The organism is Vibrio gazogenes, assembly GCF_023920225.1.
In the GTDB taxonomy this organism is placed as follows: Bacteria; Pseudomonadota; Gammaproteobacteria; order Enterobacterales; family Vibrionaceae; genus Vibrio; species Vibrio gazogenes.
Map to the genome: position 1 here is coordinate 311,028 of NZ_CP092588.1, position 15,609 is coordinate 326,636.

At 47.3% G+C, this 15,609-nt stretch carries 12 protein-coding genes; 8 read left to right on the plus strand and 4 right to left on the minus strand.

The genetic code is table 11. The features are described 5' to 3' along the window. Positions 1-6: 6 nt before the first annotated feature. Positions 7-1,146, plus strand: a complete 1,140-nt coding sequence (tssA, locus tag MKS89_RS17005; protein ID WP_072954687.1) for a type VI secretion system protein TssA — start codon at positions 7-9, stop codon at positions 1,144-1,146. Between the two features lie 281 nt (positions 1,147-1,427). After that, positions 1,428-1,727, plus strand: coding sequence for a hypothetical protein (locus tag MKS89_RS17010; RefSeq protein ID WP_072954689.1), 300 nt, complete (start codon positions 1,428-1,430; stop codon positions 1,725-1,727). A gap of 1,695 nt (positions 1,728-3,422) precedes the next feature. On the opposite strand, the gene MKS89_RS17015 is transcribed toward MKS89_RS17010, so the two are convergent. Then, positions 3,423-3,707, minus strand: coding sequence for a hypothetical protein (locus MKS89_RS17015; RefSeq protein ID WP_205409105.1), 285 nt, complete (start codon positions 3,705-3,707; stop codon positions 3,423-3,425). A gap of 1,174 nt (positions 3,708-4,881) precedes the next feature. Between MKS89_RS17015 and MKS89_RS17020 the strand changes: the two genes are divergently transcribed. The 6 genes from MKS89_RS17020 to MKS89_RS17045 all read left to right on the plus strand — a co-directional run bounded on the left by MKS89_RS17020 (position 4,882) and on the right by MKS89_RS17045 (position 13,400). Next, complete coding sequence (locus MKS89_RS17020) at positions 4,882-5,502, plus strand: GNAT family N-acetyltransferase (RefSeq protein ID WP_072954697.1); 621 nt, start codon at positions 4,882-4,884, stop codon at positions 5,500-5,502. A 324-nt stretch (positions 5,503-5,826) separates the two neighbouring features. Next, positions 5,827-8,712 carry a phage late control D family protein gene (locus MKS89_RS17025; protein WP_077316226.1) on the plus strand — a complete coding sequence of 962 codons (2,886 nt, stop codon included), beginning with the start codon at positions 5,827-5,829 and terminating at the stop codon, positions 8,710-8,712. 1 nt (position 8,713) lies between these two features. Then, a complete protein-coding gene (locus tag MKS89_RS17030) occupies positions 8,714-11,326 on the plus strand; it encodes a DUF2169 domain-containing protein (protein ID WP_072954703.1) in 2,613 nt (870 codons plus the stop codon). Between the two features lie 16 nt (positions 11,327-11,342). Continuing rightward, complete coding sequence (locus MKS89_RS17035; protein ID WP_077316225.1) at positions 11,343-12,422, plus strand: pentapeptide repeat-containing protein; 1,080 nt, start codon at positions 11,343-11,345, stop codon at positions 12,420-12,422. A 16-nt stretch (positions 12,423-12,438) separates the two neighbouring features. Beyond that, on the plus strand, positions 12,439-12,963 hold the full coding sequence (locus tag MKS89_RS17040; protein ID WP_072954708.1) for a DUF3540 domain-containing protein: 525 nt from the start codon (positions 12,439-12,441) through the stop codon (positions 12,961-12,963). 38 nt (positions 12,964-13,001) lie between these two features. Then, entirely contained in the window at positions 13,002-13,400 is a 399-nt protein-coding gene (locus MKS89_RS17045; protein ID WP_072954711.1) for a DUF4150 domain-containing protein, read from the plus strand. Here the strand turns inward: MKS89_RS17045 and MKS89_RS17050 are convergent. The 3 genes from MKS89_RS17050 to pyrC all read right to left on the minus strand — a co-directional run bounded on the left by MKS89_RS17050 (position 13,390) and on the right by pyrC (position 15,536). Next, entirely contained in the window at positions 13,390-13,905 is a 516-nt protein-coding gene (locus MKS89_RS17050) for a hypothetical protein (protein WP_072954713.1), read from the minus strand. The genes MKS89_RS17045 and MKS89_RS17050 overlap by 11 nt on opposite strands. Before the next feature lie 11 nt (positions 13,906-13,916). Beyond that, positions 13,917-14,348 (minus strand): SPOR domain-containing protein, encoded by a 432-nt coding sequence (locus MKS89_RS17055; protein WP_072954716.1) that lies wholly within the window; start codon positions 14,346-14,348, stop codon positions 13,917-13,919. A 150-nt stretch (positions 14,349-14,498) separates the two neighbouring features. Beyond that, positions 14,499-15,536: a dihydroorotase gene (gene pyrC, locus MKS89_RS17060; RefSeq protein WP_072954719.1), complete on the minus strand. Its 1,038-nt coding sequence runs from the start codon at positions 15,534-15,536 to the stop codon at positions 14,499-14,501. Between the last annotated feature and the right edge of the window lie 73 nt (positions 15,537-15,609).

Sequence of the window (15,609 nt, forward strand, 5' to 3'; positions counted from 1 at the left end):
ATCCATATGACGCACATAGTCAACCCACATCCTTCCTCTACGGAAGCATACATCGCCAGCCACTTTGGCATGACCCTGGATGAGTTATTAGCCCCCATTGGTGAGCATGGTGTGGGGGAATCCGTTCGCCATAATGGGGTTTACTTTACCATTAAAGAAGCACGGCAAAACGATGACCCTACACTGCCAATGGGCGTGTGGACCCACGATCTGAAAGTTGCCGACTGGGCGTTAGTTAAAACCACCGCCATACAGGCGCTTGCCAATAAAAGTAAAGATTTGCAGCTTGGAATTTGGTTATTTGAGGCCAATCTTCACTTGGAAGGATTGGCCGGGATTGCCCCGGCTGCCTTTTTATTGCAGCAGTTGTGTATGCAATATTGGGACACAATGTACCCTGAAATGCTTGATGATGATGTGGAATTTCGCACTAACCCGCTGAGTTGGATCAACAACAAATTAACCTTGGTCGTGCAGAGTTTTCCATTAACGTCCGCTGAACTTGATGGCGAGGAGCTGAGCTGGAACGACTGGCAAAATGCGCAATACTACGAAAAGCTGCAACGACAGAATAAGTTAAAAACACCCTGGCAAGGTGCGACGACCCAAGATTTTAAGCAGCGCTTAGCCGCGACCGCCAGTGACTTTTTGCAAGAACAGCGCGCTCACGTGGTGGCTGCTCAGCAAGCCATCAATGCATTTGTGGATTGGTTGGATGAGATGTTGGCAGCGCAAAGCCCAACATTTAGTGATTTTGTCGGATGTTTAGCGCAAATAGAGACACTCTGGCACCAAGAACTACAGCGCCGGGGCATTTCTCTTTCATCCTCAGACGATGAGGCCGCAGGCGCTTCACTGGACCAAAGTGGCGATGCTGCGCATGGGGAAGGTGATGGCGGTGGTGGCGATGATGGGCAAGGCGGCTCCTCCTCTGGGGCCATTCGTACCCGCGAAGACGCGTTTGCCGCATTGCTCCGTGCCGCCGATTTTTTAAGACGCGATGACCCACACTCGATTGTGCCTTATCTGGTCTATACCGCTTGTGATTGGGGCAACATGAGCGCTCCCGAGCTATACCAAGAAATATTTCTAAGAAGAAGCGGGCAAATTAATGTGTTCGATATGATGGGGATCGAGCCTGAGTAATCTCGCAATGGCCCCGATATCCACGACTAGGTTCGCGAGCTTACGATTGGGGATGTGTAATGACCCACCTGGCCCCTGTTTTTAGGGTTTTAATCCACCCACTCCAGTCAATAAAGAATGGGTAATGATAATTTAAGCTAATGTTTTTAAATGTATTTTTTGTTTTTTGAAAAGTTGGCAATGTAATTGCTATCTACAGTATAAACAGTGTGAACAGCGTTCTCGTTTTTCACGAAATGTTCATCAGGAAACCACAACAAACCGATTTAAAGGGATAGATCATGGCAGAAGATATCGCATTTAAAATTCAATTGGGCTTAGTGTTGCCAAAGTTAGAAGAACAGCTTGCTTCCTCACTTACCAGCATTATCGAAGAAGTGATGGCACATTTAAAAAAAGGCACCTTAGCTGAGGAAGAAGGACCAACGACGGAAGATGTCAAAGATCTCATTCTCAAAGATTTAGAAATCTTCTTAGATAACGCGATTCTTCCTGCGATTGCCGCAAAGAACCAACCAGCACAAGCGCCAGAGGCTGCGGCAGCCGAACCGTCACCGGAAGAGGCCCCAGCAGAGGCCTAAACTGAGCGAGTTCGATTGATCGATATGCCTAATAAACACGACGACGAAAAGTTGGCCGATAGCTGATGAATCATCTTGCGCCATCGCCAACCACATTGACAAACTCAAGCAGCTTCATGATCAAGGTGCAGCAGCAATACGCATCGCTGAGTATGTCAAACGTTGGTTGCAGTGGGCACGAAGCGGGGTAGAGATAGATTTACAGCACGTTCTCGACGTGGTTAAAACATGTTGGCTTGGGAGCGGGTTAGTAGAGAAAGGGGTTTGGGGTTAGATAGTTTTTGAACGATCCCAAATATCGTGACCCCAAATATCCGGTAAACCAGGTTGGGTTGGATATAAGATGGGACAAGACGTGAACGAGAAGGGGGCAAATACAAACAAATGATAATCAGAATTCAATGTGTACGAATAACAAAAAAACATCACAACCAATGCTCTGGAGACACCGTGCGATGAGGCGAGTGCCCAGAGAAATCGGGAGGTAAGATGGCAGGGAAGAAACAACAGAAAAAATGGGTGAAGCACCCCGGTAACGCGTATGCATCAGGGCTACGGAAGGGCGGACCATCCAGTAAGCGCTCGAAACAAAGCGGCGTGCCCGAAAAAGCGTATAGCGCGATAGTAGCTGCGAGGGCACGCAAAGTAGAAAAAGGGACCAGTAGTTTCGGCCAGGAAGGTCTAGCGCGGTGCCATCGTGCGTCAGACAAATACACTCGGGACCGCCTGGCGGCCGCATCGAATATGCTAGTTACCGAGTCATCACAAGAAGAGAGAACCAAAGTGCTCCGCGCCACCGTCGAGTACGTAAACACCTTACACAAAAAAGAGGGCACGGACCCTACCACGGACAGAGCCACACAGACGGTGACGAAGGCCCTCACTGAGCAATCTCAACAAGGGCAAAGCACGGTCTCTGAGGCTGATTATCAAGCTGCGGTGACAAGACTCGCGAACCATGCATCAGAAAACTTCTTTATGGGTGATGGACCTACGAATAGCGCGATTGGCGCGCATGCGGATGGCAGGGACACCGGAGGGGGAACAAAGACACGAAGCCCCACCCCAAGATCGAGGGCGATACATCAAGCGGGTGCTCTACTAGATAAGCGAACTGGACGAAGTGTCTCACCAAGAACGCGAGCCTTTGCAAAAGGGGAACTCCCAGGAGGTATGCAAACCTCGGCACGCCCGAAGTAGAACGATGAAGAATAGTGGCGCCCTACTTCACCCATCGCAAAAACACGCGTAGAGCAAATCTGAAACTCGCTCCTCGACCGGGGCCCGTCTGCTTCACTTGAAATGATGCTAACGGGCGGCACGAAATACGAAACAAAAGAAAGGATTCATACCACTAAACAAGAGCAGAAGGCCAATAGAGGTGCGGGAAGAATGAAACAGATCCTAGGAATAAAACACCGTGGCCCCCCTGATGTAAGCTCGAATCTGGGATGCAGCGCTAACCAGTACATGACAGCTATACAACCCAGGCGGGAACGTGTCGGCCTTGACCAACAAACGGCGGCGTGGCCAGTCAAAAAGGGTGGCATGGGATGAATGTCCGACTAAGAGTAGGATATTTGGGGGCAGATCCAAAACTATTCCGTAGGGACGAGGCGTTGCGTCATGATTGAAGCAAACTGATTAAAGCTTGGCAGTCTGCGCCATCTTTAGTTTCTTGATCTGACCCCAAAATCACTCTTCCTTTCTTTTTGGTCCTCGTTTTAGTGGCGTCACTCTTCGTCCTGTGAGTTGTTCTATTTCTTGTTTAAATCGATCATTTCCTAGTGCCATGTTTTGTTGAGTGACCAGGCTAAGTTTTTGTGTTTCTTTTTCATCTATATGTCCACGGAAAAAAGATACGTAGGTTTCTGAGCGTTGCTTTTGGTTTTTGCCTAGGCCTATAACAGCGGGTGATGTGTCCAGAAATTTGTGCTTAGTCTTTCTTCTTGTTGTGCGTGGGAAACGTAGCTTGACCATTTGTAGTCAGTGGGATGGTTAACCATGTTTGCTCGAACGGGATTTAATTCTATATATCTTTGGCAAACAAGAAGGTATTCGGGGGCGTTGATCAAACCGGATTTAAATCTACCTTCCCATAGGGTGCCGCTACGTTGGTAGGCGTAGTTGCAATACCTTACGTATCGACGCCCAATGGCTTGCATCATTTGTGAAATACCATTGTCTGTCATCGGTGTCGCGAGTAAGGGGATATGGTTGGTCATGAAGACCCAGCGTGGATTTTTACCTTGAATTGTTGGGCGTACACAGAGAGCCAATATGAATAGGTAATAAAATCTTCTTCTGAGCCGCAACAAACCTGTCGATTGTTTCCTTTTTGGATGATGTGTTGGGTTATGTTTGGAAGGCAGAGTCGAGGTGATCTAGTCTTATCAAGACGACCTGTGCCTGAAAAATTTGTGCTGCCTTGTACTTAATCTCATAATAGCGAGTTTTAGACTTAATTCCTCAATCGAAATCCTGTTAATGAGACCCAACGCACCGGGTATTAAATCCCCCAGTTGTGTAATGAGTTGTTTAACCTTATCTCAATGCCAGTGCCAAAGACTAAAACCACTCAATGAAAAATATAACAAAACTGTATAAAAAGAATGGCTGGAATCCCACTGAATCAGGCGCTTGAGCCAGTTGTTGTTCAATTTTATAGAAAGCCAAATGACTGGATGCCACCTATAAAAGTCACATAGATATTTGGCATTGATTCTGCTACTCCTTTTTGATTATGTTGAAGTGACGTTGAAGTGGTTTGAACAAGACTATGAGGCAGAAGGGATATGGTTGCACTACAAAAACAAAGTTCGGTGATTGAATTAAATACCACATCGCCTGATGATTTTGCTGAAGCTCAATATGCTCAGTTGAATATGAGTGATTGGTTGCGGTAGTTGCAACACCTTCAGTTTCAAGACATTGAAACTCGAGATCGGCTGGGTTGGATATTGGGTTTAAGGGACTATTTTATAGCATCACGCCATTCTCAATCTGATTACGTACTTATGCTTGATCTTTCGGTATGGCTTTGTGATTGGGTGATGATGATTGATATCTGTCATGCGATATTAAAATCTGATGGAGAGCCGCTAAGTTATCCGCTTTACAAAAGGACAATGCTATTCATCGCTGATGCTCTTATGTGCAATTAGGCGATCCTCGGCAAGCGAGCCATATTTTGAGATGCGCTTTACTGAAACATTATAATGAACGCGAATTTGGTAAATATTATGACTGGATTCAATATAATTATATAAACACAAAAGAAACAACCTATCTAAATAATGGAAGTGCGGGTGAGATAACATTAACCCTGCTAGAGCCTCTCCATATTGATGCGTATCGTTGGGCTTACACCAAACAAAGTGACGCAAATAAAAGTGTCGCTACCCTATGTAATTTACCTGACTTTCATAATGATGGTGACTGGCTAAGCTGGTTACACGACTGTCGCCACTACCCAAATCATTATCTCTATGCCGTTATCCATCAAGAATGGGGTTTTATTGGCTCAGTTTGCTTAGAAGTCTTTAACGGCACAGGTTTTTTCTATTACTGGCTAGGGGAAGATTTCCAAGGCTACGGTTTGGGGCCACAAGCGGTGACCCTTTTGCTTAATATTGGTGAACAGCAAAAAGGGATGCGCTGTTGTTATGCCAAGGTGTATGACCACAACTTACCTTCGCAAAAAGCCCTCACTAAAATTGGTTTTACAGCATTGCCTATTCAAGTGTCCTCTGCGGCTAACAACGAAAAGTGGTAATACTATGGCCCAGAGAAAAGCGAGCGACAATGGCGTGATGAGTTACGCAAACTGATCACCGATATGGGCTCTGACTACCAGTTAGTCGCCACCAAAGAGGATCTATTGCATGAATAGTGTCGCCTCAGATTTTACCCTATCAATGACGCTGATGCCGTGGGTAAGGAATCACCCAGCCGCCGATCGTTTAACCCATAAGCATTGACTGAGACACAATAAGAAATAATTTAACCATTTGTTTTATAAAGTCTTATATGGTTGGCACTCTTTCTGCAATACCTTAACCAAAGCATTTTTAATGGGTATAACTGGGGTGTGGTGCGGATGAGCGTGAATGACTTGCCTTTAGACTATATGGCATTGCAGGGAGGACGACAATTTAACACGTCGCTGTCGTTTTCTGTTGATGTGGGCCATGACGCCAAGACGTTGAATGCCAATTACCTTCGCTTGGTCTCCCTACAAGGGCAGGAGCAGGTTTCCGAACCTTATCAATTTACCCTAGTGTTACGGGGCAATGGGTTAAATGATGTCGCCCAACGTAATCAGCAACCGTTCAGTGACTTTAGTGGCTTATCGGCACTGGACAAACCCATTAAGTCACTCCCTGATGTCCAGGGTGTCGCGGCTGATCTTCTGGGGCAGTGGGCACAGGCCAAACTCGGTTACAGCGCCGATTTTAAACCGGTGCCTAATCAGGCCAGTGCTTTACCGGGTAACCCAAATACGCCGTTGCCGTCCCGTTATTTTCAAGGCATTGTGAGTTCTGTGAGTTTAAGTGCACCGGGTGAGTTCACCGCTGAGCTAGTGTCTCCGCTTTTTCCTTTAACCCTGCGCAATAAGTATCAAGTTTATAAAGGCTTGACGATTCAAGGTGTCCTTGCGGCGTTACTTGAGCCTGAAACGTCTCGTTATGGTGAGCGCTTTACCGTGGATTATCGCATTACCGGGTGGTCGGCGTCGCGGGTGCAAGACTGGCTGCAAGCAGGCGAGACGGACTTCGCTATGTTACAACGGCTGATGAACAAAGCCGCCATACATTTCTACTTTATTCATGGTGATCAGGGCCTCACCTTAGTTTTTTCTAATCAGCCGTCGCGTCAGCAAGGCGTGGCCATACCGGGCGCCAGTAATGGAGATGTTGCCCTACGTTACAGTTATACCAGCATCGCGGATCTCGGGCTTCAGCAGAACGATCTGTTGTGTAATCTGAGCTATAAAACCCAATTAACCACTCAGGGAGTATCGAGTGTTTTAACGCACCGGGAGGCAAACTGGGAAACCAATGACATCGCAGAAGTAACCAGTTACCCGGTGGCTGACGGGAAGCGCGATCATTCGGACTTTCATTTTTATAAGACCTTTGCCTATGGCGTCAATCAGGATGAGTCACAAGAAAGTCTGTCCAATATTGACAAACAACTTGCCTGCCAACAAACAACGTTAACGGGTGAGGCGACGAGCTATCTGCTGAGCCCGGGGTATGCGTTTACTCTGACTCAACAAGCCACTCGTCCCAGTGCTGCCTCTACTTTAAATCCAAAAGGGACCCTAATGAGTCAAGGCCAGCATGCCGACAGTCCGCACTCCACAGCCGCCAATTTAATGCCAGCTCAGTTTGATGGCAGCGTATTTGTCGTGACGAAGATTACCCATAAAGTCTCGGAGCACAGCCCTTACACTGGGTCCGTTGAAGCGACTCCTTTACCAAAGGGGGCAGCAGCGAAACAGAGCGATGTATTAATCACGCCATTTAATATTCAGGATACCCATCAGGGCAGTGTGTTAGCGACAGTGGTAGAAAGCGCTGTTCCCAAAAGCAGTTATTTTTTGGAGAAAGGCGATTTTCATACTGAGCTTGCGACGACACAGTTTGGATTGGAGCAAGCCGATGACCCTATTATTCGGCAAAAACAAATGGGGTGTGTCGTGCAGTTTGTCACCGACACTGGGACTGATATCACCCATTGGGTCGCGCTCTCTGATGGGGCACAAAGTGCGCCTGCCGCACAATCTATTGTGATGATCGGACGAGGGGACAATGAGAGCGAGATTCCCCAAATTCAACAAGTGGTCTCTTCTCATGGTTCAAAAACCATTCAGCCCGCTTTATGGCGCAATAACAGTTGGATGTTTAATACGAACTGGGGCAGCAGTTGTAACACCAGTTATGGGGATAGCCTCAATATTCATTTTGGCAGTGAAGCCACGCCTGATCTGAAAACCGCGATGACGATCGTGCAGAGCGCCTATGGAAACCCAACTGTATTGGGCGCTAAATTTGGTGGGGCGGATTATGATCACGGCTGCTCCTTCAGTTATTCCACCACCGGGCAAGGAGCGAAGGGATTAGCAAATGCCAGTGTGTCACAAGGCAGTCACTTCAGTGAAAGCCATAGTGAGCAGGATTACAGTGTCGGATACACCAACACGCGGCAGAGTTTTTCTAAAACCAATAAAAGCGTCAATGTCTCTTATCAGGGGCCGTTTACTGAGGCGGTGGATGAAAGCGACCTCAGTTTTATTAATGGCAAAATACCTAATCAGGAAATTATTGATATCTGTAATAATTTACCCGACGGCTCCAGTTATAACAGTAACCATGTGACGGGAAAAAGTATCAATTTAAGTGGCACTGGTGCACCACCGCCATCCGCTCCTTCTTTTATTGCTGCTCAATCTTATTCGAGTTCCGTCGTTGTTGGCGACACTGAGAATCATAGTGAGCAACACGGTAATACAAGCACCACAAGCGTCTTTAATGGGAACAAGGTGGATAAAAGCACGGTGACGGGAGATTCACACTTGACCAGTTCCATATCGGGTGATGCGAGGTCGGAGAGCCACTTTTTAGGCGCAAAATCTGATACAAGCACAGTGACGGGGGCTGCGACTTCGATGAGCAGCTTTTTAGGTGCTAGGTCTGATACGAACATGGTCACCGGCATGACCACCTCGATGAACACATTTCTAGGTGCAAAGTCTGATACAAACTTATCTGGAGGCGCTTGTACAAACATGCAGAGTGTCCTTGGGATCTCAACTGATATATCCAATTTTAGCGGTGTAAAAATGAAAAGTGAGAACAGTGAAGGCCCGGTAATAGACCTCAATGAAGCACCAGTGGCTGGCCGCACCATTGAGTCATTATTGTCCGTGCAGATAGCCGTCACGAATATAACATTGGAGGGGATTCTTTCTATTCTGTGATATGCAAATCATTAAGCCTTCCACATTAAGCCTGTTAAAACAAACCTATGACTTGCAAGGTCATCAGTTTGTGGTTAGCGCATTGAGTTTTTTTCAGCTTGGTGAAACACCAACATTACTGGACGAAAGCACCCAGTGGCTTCGGTTACAGCCTTATCTGTCGACAGGTATTATTTTGGATACAGGCCATGCAAAAGGCCGCTTTGAGTGTCTTTTAGCAGGGACGGCCTACGCCAAAGAGGCCAAGCCAGTTACCCAAATGATGGTGCAGCTTAAAATGGGTGACGTGGCGAAGTCTGTTCGTGTCATCGGTAATCGTACTTGCCACTCAGGTGGTTTATTGCGCAGCAAACAGGTGAGTGCGCCTGAACCTTTTATTCAGATGCCGTTAGGCGATGCCGAGTCCTATGGCGGAGAGGGTTTTACTGAAAACCCACAAGGCAAAGGGGTTTTGAATAAAACCAATTTTGATAGGGAAAAAGACGTTTACCATCTCGCTAACCTCTATCTGGCAGAGGAATCGATTGCACCGGACAAAGCAAAGCGCGAAGTGGCGAATTTTCTGCCAAGAGAGCTGACACACCCACAACGCGCCCAATATCAGGGTACCTACGATCAACACTGGTTGGATCATACCCACCCAGGGCTGCCTGATGATACCAATCCTCGGCTCTTTAATGTGGCCCCGCCCTCCCAACAACAAAAAACGCCCTTTTTACCCAGTGAACACTACGTTTTGTCGGGTTTCCACCCAGAAAAAAGCCGGATAGAAGGTCATCTGCCTAATGTTCTGGTGAGGGCGTTTGTGACCCAAGAGCATCACGAACATTCAGATTTTATAGAAATTTCTACACATATTGATACGGTTTGGTTTTTTCCTGAATTGGAACTTGGTATAGCGATTCACCGTGGGGTGTCACCTGCCTATGATTCGGCGGGGCTGGATATTAAAAATCTTTTGCTTGCCCTTGAAAATGTTGAGGATATTCCTCGCGATAAAGCCTATTTTCAACGGGTACTCAAAGAGCGTTTAGACCCGAAAACTGCGGCAGGGCACGCCTTTCACGCTTCACCGTTATTGCCGCAACATAGCGAAGAAGAAACCGCGCGGCGGGCGAAGCTTTATGCACAAGCACAAGCGGAACAAGAAGCAAAGAATGCCAAACAGCGTTTGAAACTACTAAAACAAATGCAATCAGAACACCCTGAGTTAGACTGGGATAACATCTTTGCGCAACAAAAAACACGACAGAATGGCATGCCGGAGTTAGGTCCGATTCCTCAGGAACTGATCGACAAAAAAGATTTTGATTTGACGCCGTATATTGAATTTTCTCGCCAACAGGTCCAGAAGGCCAAAGAACAAATGGCCCAGTCTCAAAAAGCGCTGCAGGCGAAGCTCAAACAGGAGCCAAAACCGCATGAAGACGAACCTCAAGCGAGTCTATTGGCTCGTTTTTCCGAGGTCGTCCTGATACAAGCGGATGAGCAAGTGCAACAAGCATTACCAGAAGCGGCCAGTGCGGCACGGAAACAGGCTCATGCCCATCAGCTAATGTTAAAATCCCAGCGTCGGGCTCGGCAGTTGTCTCCTCATGTCAACCAGCCGCGGCATGTGTCTGTTGCAGGGGCTGGACTCTTGCGCCAGCAAGTGCTCTCTTGCCTTGCACAAGGTGACTCATTGGCTGGCCGGGATTTATTTGGTGCGGATTTGTCCGGATTGGATCTCCGAGGTCAGGATTTACGTGATGTGATGCTGGAAAGGGCGAATCTGACTCATGCTAATTTAGCAGGCTGCCTATGCGATGGCGTGGTCTTAACTGAAGCCAATCTGGATGGTGCCTGCTTCGATGGCTGCCGATTTACTCGTGCGAATTTATCGCAGGTTGCCTGCCGAGGTCTGCGTTGTCAACAAGCCACATTTGATCACACCTTAGTCATTGAGAGTCACTTTGAGCAAGGTCTTTTTATGGCGTCACAGTTTAGCAAAATGCAGCTGGTCTCAAGCGACTTCTCGTCGAGTGATTTCTCGAAATCGATTTGGGTTGGTGTTCAGTTTATTCAGTCATGTTTAAAAGAGACACGATGGCCGGATACACAGGTTTCTTTATGTACTTTTTTAGAATGTCCATTGCAACTCAGCCAATGGCAAAAGGCGAAGTTGACTCGGTGTGCTTTCTTAAAAACGGATGTGTCCCATGGGAATTTCTCGCAGATACAGGCGCAAAAAACACAAATAGATGCGACATACACCTGTGAAGAAGCGGACTTTAGTCACGGTCATTGGGAATATTGTGGTTTTCGTAACGTGTCGTTTGAACATTGTTGTTTTAGTGCGAGCGTTTTTCAGCACTGTGATTTTAGTTTGGCAAAACTGACGAATTGCGCATTGAATCAATCACTGTGGCACAGTTGTTTGCTGTTTCAAGGACAGTTGTTGCATTGCTCAGGAGAGCAGGCGGTGTTCTATCAATCGAATCTACGCAAGACAAGGTTTAGCGATAGTGATTTATCTCTAGTGACGTTTCACCAAACCAATATGCGAGAGGTAGAGTTTCAACATTGTCACCTAGCAAAAATGGTGCGCTACCCAGTGCCGTCGTTAACTGCATGATGAGGAATGATAACAAATGAAGGAGCCAATGTTGGGTATGTATCAACAGATACAAGCCGCTATCGCGGCTCGCAAGCCAATACAGAATATGGACTTTCGATCAGTCAATTTTAATGGACTTGATCTGACAGGCGGACATTTTGTTCAGTGTCAATTCGATGGTTGTGTTTTTCGTCAGTGCGATCTGACCCGTGCTCACTTTATTGAGTGTCAGATGGTTGAAAGCCAGTTTATTGATAATACTTATTTTTCCAGCAAGATAACGGCGAGTAATTTATTAAAAACTCAGTGGAAGGGAAGCGTGCATAAGTTAATGGTGACGGATAGTGTGCTGACTGGGTCTATTTGGCAGGCGGTTCATTTGCAGTCGTGCAATATCACATTGGGAGATATGAGTCAGGCTGAATTCCATCATTGCCAGTGGAAAACGGTGTCTGTGGCCAAAGTGGTCATGGAAAACACGGTGTTTCACCAGGCACAGTTTGAGAATGTCTCATGGACGGATACAGACTTCACCAAATTACAGGTCACACAGTGTGAATTTCTCCGTGTATTGTTACTGAACTGTGATTTAAGTGGTTTGGATTTTGCGGGCCTGTCTTTTCAGTATTGTAGTTGTAATCACAGTCGAATGGTTGGCACGAGCTTTTATCAGGCGAAAGTGAACAACAGCAATTTCTCTAATAGTGAAGTGCGCGATTGTGATTTTCGTCATGCACAGCTGCAAAAATCTTTGTTTGTTGCGAGCGACTTATCGGAGTGTGATTTTAGTTGGGCGTTAGCGAGCCATATAAAATTTAATCAAGCTCAGTTGTTGGATTGTCAGTTCGTTCAGAGTGATTTAACGCAGGCCAGTTTTCAGCATGCGACCCTTGAGTCTGTCGACTTTACCGGGAGTCAATTGGTCTATACAAATTTAAGTTATGCGAGGCCCAGCAAGTGTCGATTTGAGCAATGCAGTGTAAAGCGCACCAATGTGCATGCACTGGTGGAAGAGAAATGCCGTTGGCACGGTACCAAAAAACAAGGCTTGTTAGAGACAGATAAAACGCAACAAGCAATGGATTCCCGATTACGTTCTTTTATGAGTCATTAAAAAGGTTGGAAGTGAAATGAATCATCTCTTGAAACTACCCAAATCCGCAAAACCAAAGCCCATGCCGGAAAGTTATATCGGAAGAGTGACAGGCGTTGAGGAAGGGCAAAACACATGGCGAATTGATCAGCTTTTTTTAGCAAAAGCGGCGGAAAGCTTGTTAGTCAAAGTCGAAATTGGCGATGTTGTGGCGTTTATCGAGTATCAACATAACCTCATCATCGTGCAAATTTTACAGCGCGAAGGTGACCGGAAAACCACCATACAGAGTCACAATGATGTGTGTTGGATTGCGCCGAAGATGTCATTTCAAACGCAGGATGAGCTCGAACTACTCGCCTTAAATCGTATCTCGATTACGGCGGATCACCTTATGCAAAGTGCCCAGGGAACGTCCATTCAGCAAGCGCAGAAGATGATATTAAGCGCTCAGTCGGTGTCAGCTAGCGCGGACGATGTGATGAACCTAACGGCAAAGCAGCACATGTTGATCGCAGAAGAAGAAGTCCGTATCGATGGTGAGCGCATCAATATGGGTTAGCTATTCCAACAGTGAATTTAAGACGATAAGGTAAGAGTATGTTTGCCAATACACAAAATACCGCGATGCATATGGGAATGCCAGATGTTTGTAAAACTCAGGTCGCTTTAGCGGTCGTACCGATTCCGTATCCCAATATTGCGATGACGGACATGGCTGTCCCTAATGTGGATAATGTGCTGATCGAAGTCATGCCTGTTCACAATTTGATGACGATGGTTGAAATGTCAAATGGTGATGAAGCAGGCATTGAAATGGGAATTGTATCAAGCTTGATTATGGGGCCAGTGAAGCATGAATTGGGGAGTTTGAAAGTCATTTTTATGGCAGCGCCAGCGACAACGATGACAGCAGTGACTGGCCAGAATGGGACCGAACCCAATGCTCCGGGCCTGACCTTAACGCCAAGCCAAGTCAAAGTGATAATCAATGGCTGATTGGGTGGCGATGATGGTGATGACCTTGGTGCAAAGATGTTTCACGATGAGCTGGGTGGTGAGCGTGATGCGTCAGGGTATTTTTATACAAGTGTTTGTTGGTTGCCGACGGCGCTAATTGCGTTCTCAGTTTGGTGCCTGCTGCTAATGCTTGGCGATTTTGTACTTGTTCACCGCCCCGACCATTAAAATACTGTTGGGTTGAGGGGTTCAATTGGTGGAAGTGCGCTGACTCGGTGCGGGTCGGAAGAATCCCGCCATGGTGCTCTGCGCCCGGTTTACGAAGCGAGCCACTCGGTAGCGCCATCACTTCAAGTGTACGCAGGCGCTGTTCTGTTGCCGGGGGCGCGGAAGAAGCGTGCAGATGATGGTTTTCTAGGTACTCCCCAAAAGCTGTCCCCAATTGGTAAGTGTGGCTGGTCATTGGGTGATTCGCCCCACCGTCTTTGACGACTCGGACCATCTGTTGGTCATTTCTCAACGGGGGTAGGTAATTCATGCGCATATGGCAGCACCCTATTTTTCTTTCAGTTGCTTCGGAAGTAACTTTAAACTAGACGAAATCTGATCGGCTTTCAAATCTTGTTGTGCTAATGCGGCTTTTTCTTGTGATGGATAGCTGCCTTCTAACACGAGGTACCAAAATCGTTGGTTATCAGTTGTCTTGACGATGCGGTAATGGTTTCCTACCGGTAAAGTTTTAGCGAAGCTTTGTGCCTGGGGCAGTTGTGGATACATGCCCAGTTGCAGTGTGAATTTTGCATCCTCTGGCAGCGGGGGGGTTAGATAAAAATCGCGGATTAGAATTGGTGATGACTCCGACGTTTGGTCAATGTTGACGCTCGGAAAACCTTGCTGCTGGCCTGAAGGAGTTAGTTTTGGCAGAGACAAGCTCAGGCCGACGCCAACGAGAATAAGTGTGACTAATGTGAATATCAGTTTGTACATAAGTTCTCTTGATTGGTATATCCGAGTGTTGGACGCTGACTGTGATCAACGGTAGCGTCCGTTGAACAAAGCCTCGATTGAACACATCTGTCTAGAACTTCAAGGGATGACAAGCATATTGCAGAGCGGGCTTATGCCCGCTCAAAAAATTCAAACGTCTGATTTGACCTGCCATGCGATGGTTTCACCGGCGCGAATCGGGACGACGATTTCCGAGCCGAACGGGAGCACTTCAGGGACCTGCCAAGGGGTTTTGACCAGTGTGATGGTGTCAGTATTACGCGGTAAGCCGTAGAAATCCGGTCCGTGATGACTGGCGAAGCCTTCGAGATATGCCAATTTACCCGCCTGTTCAAAGACTTCTGCATACAGCTCAATCGCAGCGTGCGCGGTATAAGAGCCTGCGCAGCCACACGCATTTTCTTTGTTGGCTTTGGTATGCGGGGCCGAGTCGGTGCCGAGGAAGAATTTCGGGCTGCCGGATGTAGCGGCTTGAATCAGTGCTTGCTGATGTGTATTGCGTTTGAGGATCGGTAAACAGTAGTAGTGCGGCTTAATCCCGCCGACCAGCATGTGATTGCGGTTATATAAAAGATGGTGCGCGGTGATCGTGGCTGCGACATTAGGGCCGGCTTGTTCTACAAATCGGACGGCATCTGCCGTGGTAATGTGTTCGACGACGATCTTCAAATCCGGAAAATCGCGCACAATCGGTGCCAGTACCTCGCTCAGAAAGGTGGTTTCCCGGTCAAAAATATCAACATCATGACTGGTGACTTCACCATGGATCAGCAGCAGCATGCCTGTCTCTTGCATGGTTTTGAGGACGGGATAAATGGTGCTGACCGAAGTGACACCCGAATCGGAATTGGTGGTTGCGCCGGCCGGATAAAGCTTGGCTGCCACAACGATGCCGGATGATTTGGCCTGTTGGATCTCTTCTGGCGTGGTGTTATCGGTGAGATAAAGCGACATCAGGGGCGTGAAGCCGGGCTGAGGCTGAGCATCCATGATTCGTTGTCGATAAGCCTGGGCCATATCGGTTGTGGTGGTTGGTGGAACTGTGTTGGGCATAATCAGGGCACGGCCATTGTAGCGACTGATATCTTTGACTGTGTCTGGCAAAACGTCTCCGTCCCGCAGGTGTACGTGCCAGTCGTCGGGTCGGGTCAGCGTGAGTATTGTCATGAAAGATTCCACCTTTATCTCTGATACTAAAATGTCAGTTCACCCGCGTGAATCTGGGGGAGAACTTAGTGAA

Excerpts from the sequence above, each read along its gene's own strand:
- MKS89_RS17055 (WP_072954716.1), bottom strand. The coding sequence starts at position 14,348 with ATGTACAAACTGATATTCACATTAGTCACACTTATTCTCGTTGGCGTC.
- MKS89_RS17035 (WP_077316225.1), top strand. The coding sequence starts at position 11,343 with ATGAAGGAGCCAATGTTGGGTATGTATCAACAGATACAAGCCGCTATC.
- MKS89_RS17015 (WP_205409105.1), bottom strand. The coding sequence starts at position 3,707 with ATGGTCAAGCTACGTTTCCCACGCACAACAAGAAGAAAGACTAAGCAC.
- MKS89_RS17025 (WP_077316226.1), top strand. The coding sequence starts at position 5,827 with ATGAGCGTGAATGACTTGCCTTTAGACTATATGGCATTGCAGGGAGGA.
- pyrC (WP_072954719.1), bottom strand. The coding sequence starts at position 15,536 with ATGACAATACTCACGCTGACCCGACCCGACGACTGGCACGTACACCTG.
- MKS89_RS17040 (WP_072954708.1), top strand. The coding sequence starts at position 12,439 with ATGAATCATCTCTTGAAACTACCCAAATCCGCAAAACCAAAGCCCATG.
- MKS89_RS17010 (WP_072954689.1), top strand. The coding sequence starts at position 1,428 with ATGGCAGAAGATATCGCATTTAAAATTCAATTGGGCTTAGTGTTGCCA.
- MKS89_RS17030 (WP_072954703.1), top strand. The coding sequence starts at position 8,714 with ATGCAAATCATTAAGCCTTCCACATTAAGCCTGTTAAAACAAACCTAT.
- MKS89_RS17050 (WP_072954713.1), bottom strand. The coding sequence starts at position 13,905 with ATGCGCATGAATTACCTACCCCCGTTGAGAAATGACCAACAGATGGTC.
- tssA (WP_072954687.1), top strand. The coding sequence starts at position 7 with ATGACGCACATAGTCAACCCACATCCTTCCTCTACGGAAGCATACATC.
- MKS89_RS17045 (WP_072954711.1), top strand. The coding sequence starts at position 13,002 with ATGTTTGCCAATACACAAAATACCGCGATGCATATGGGAATGCCAGAT.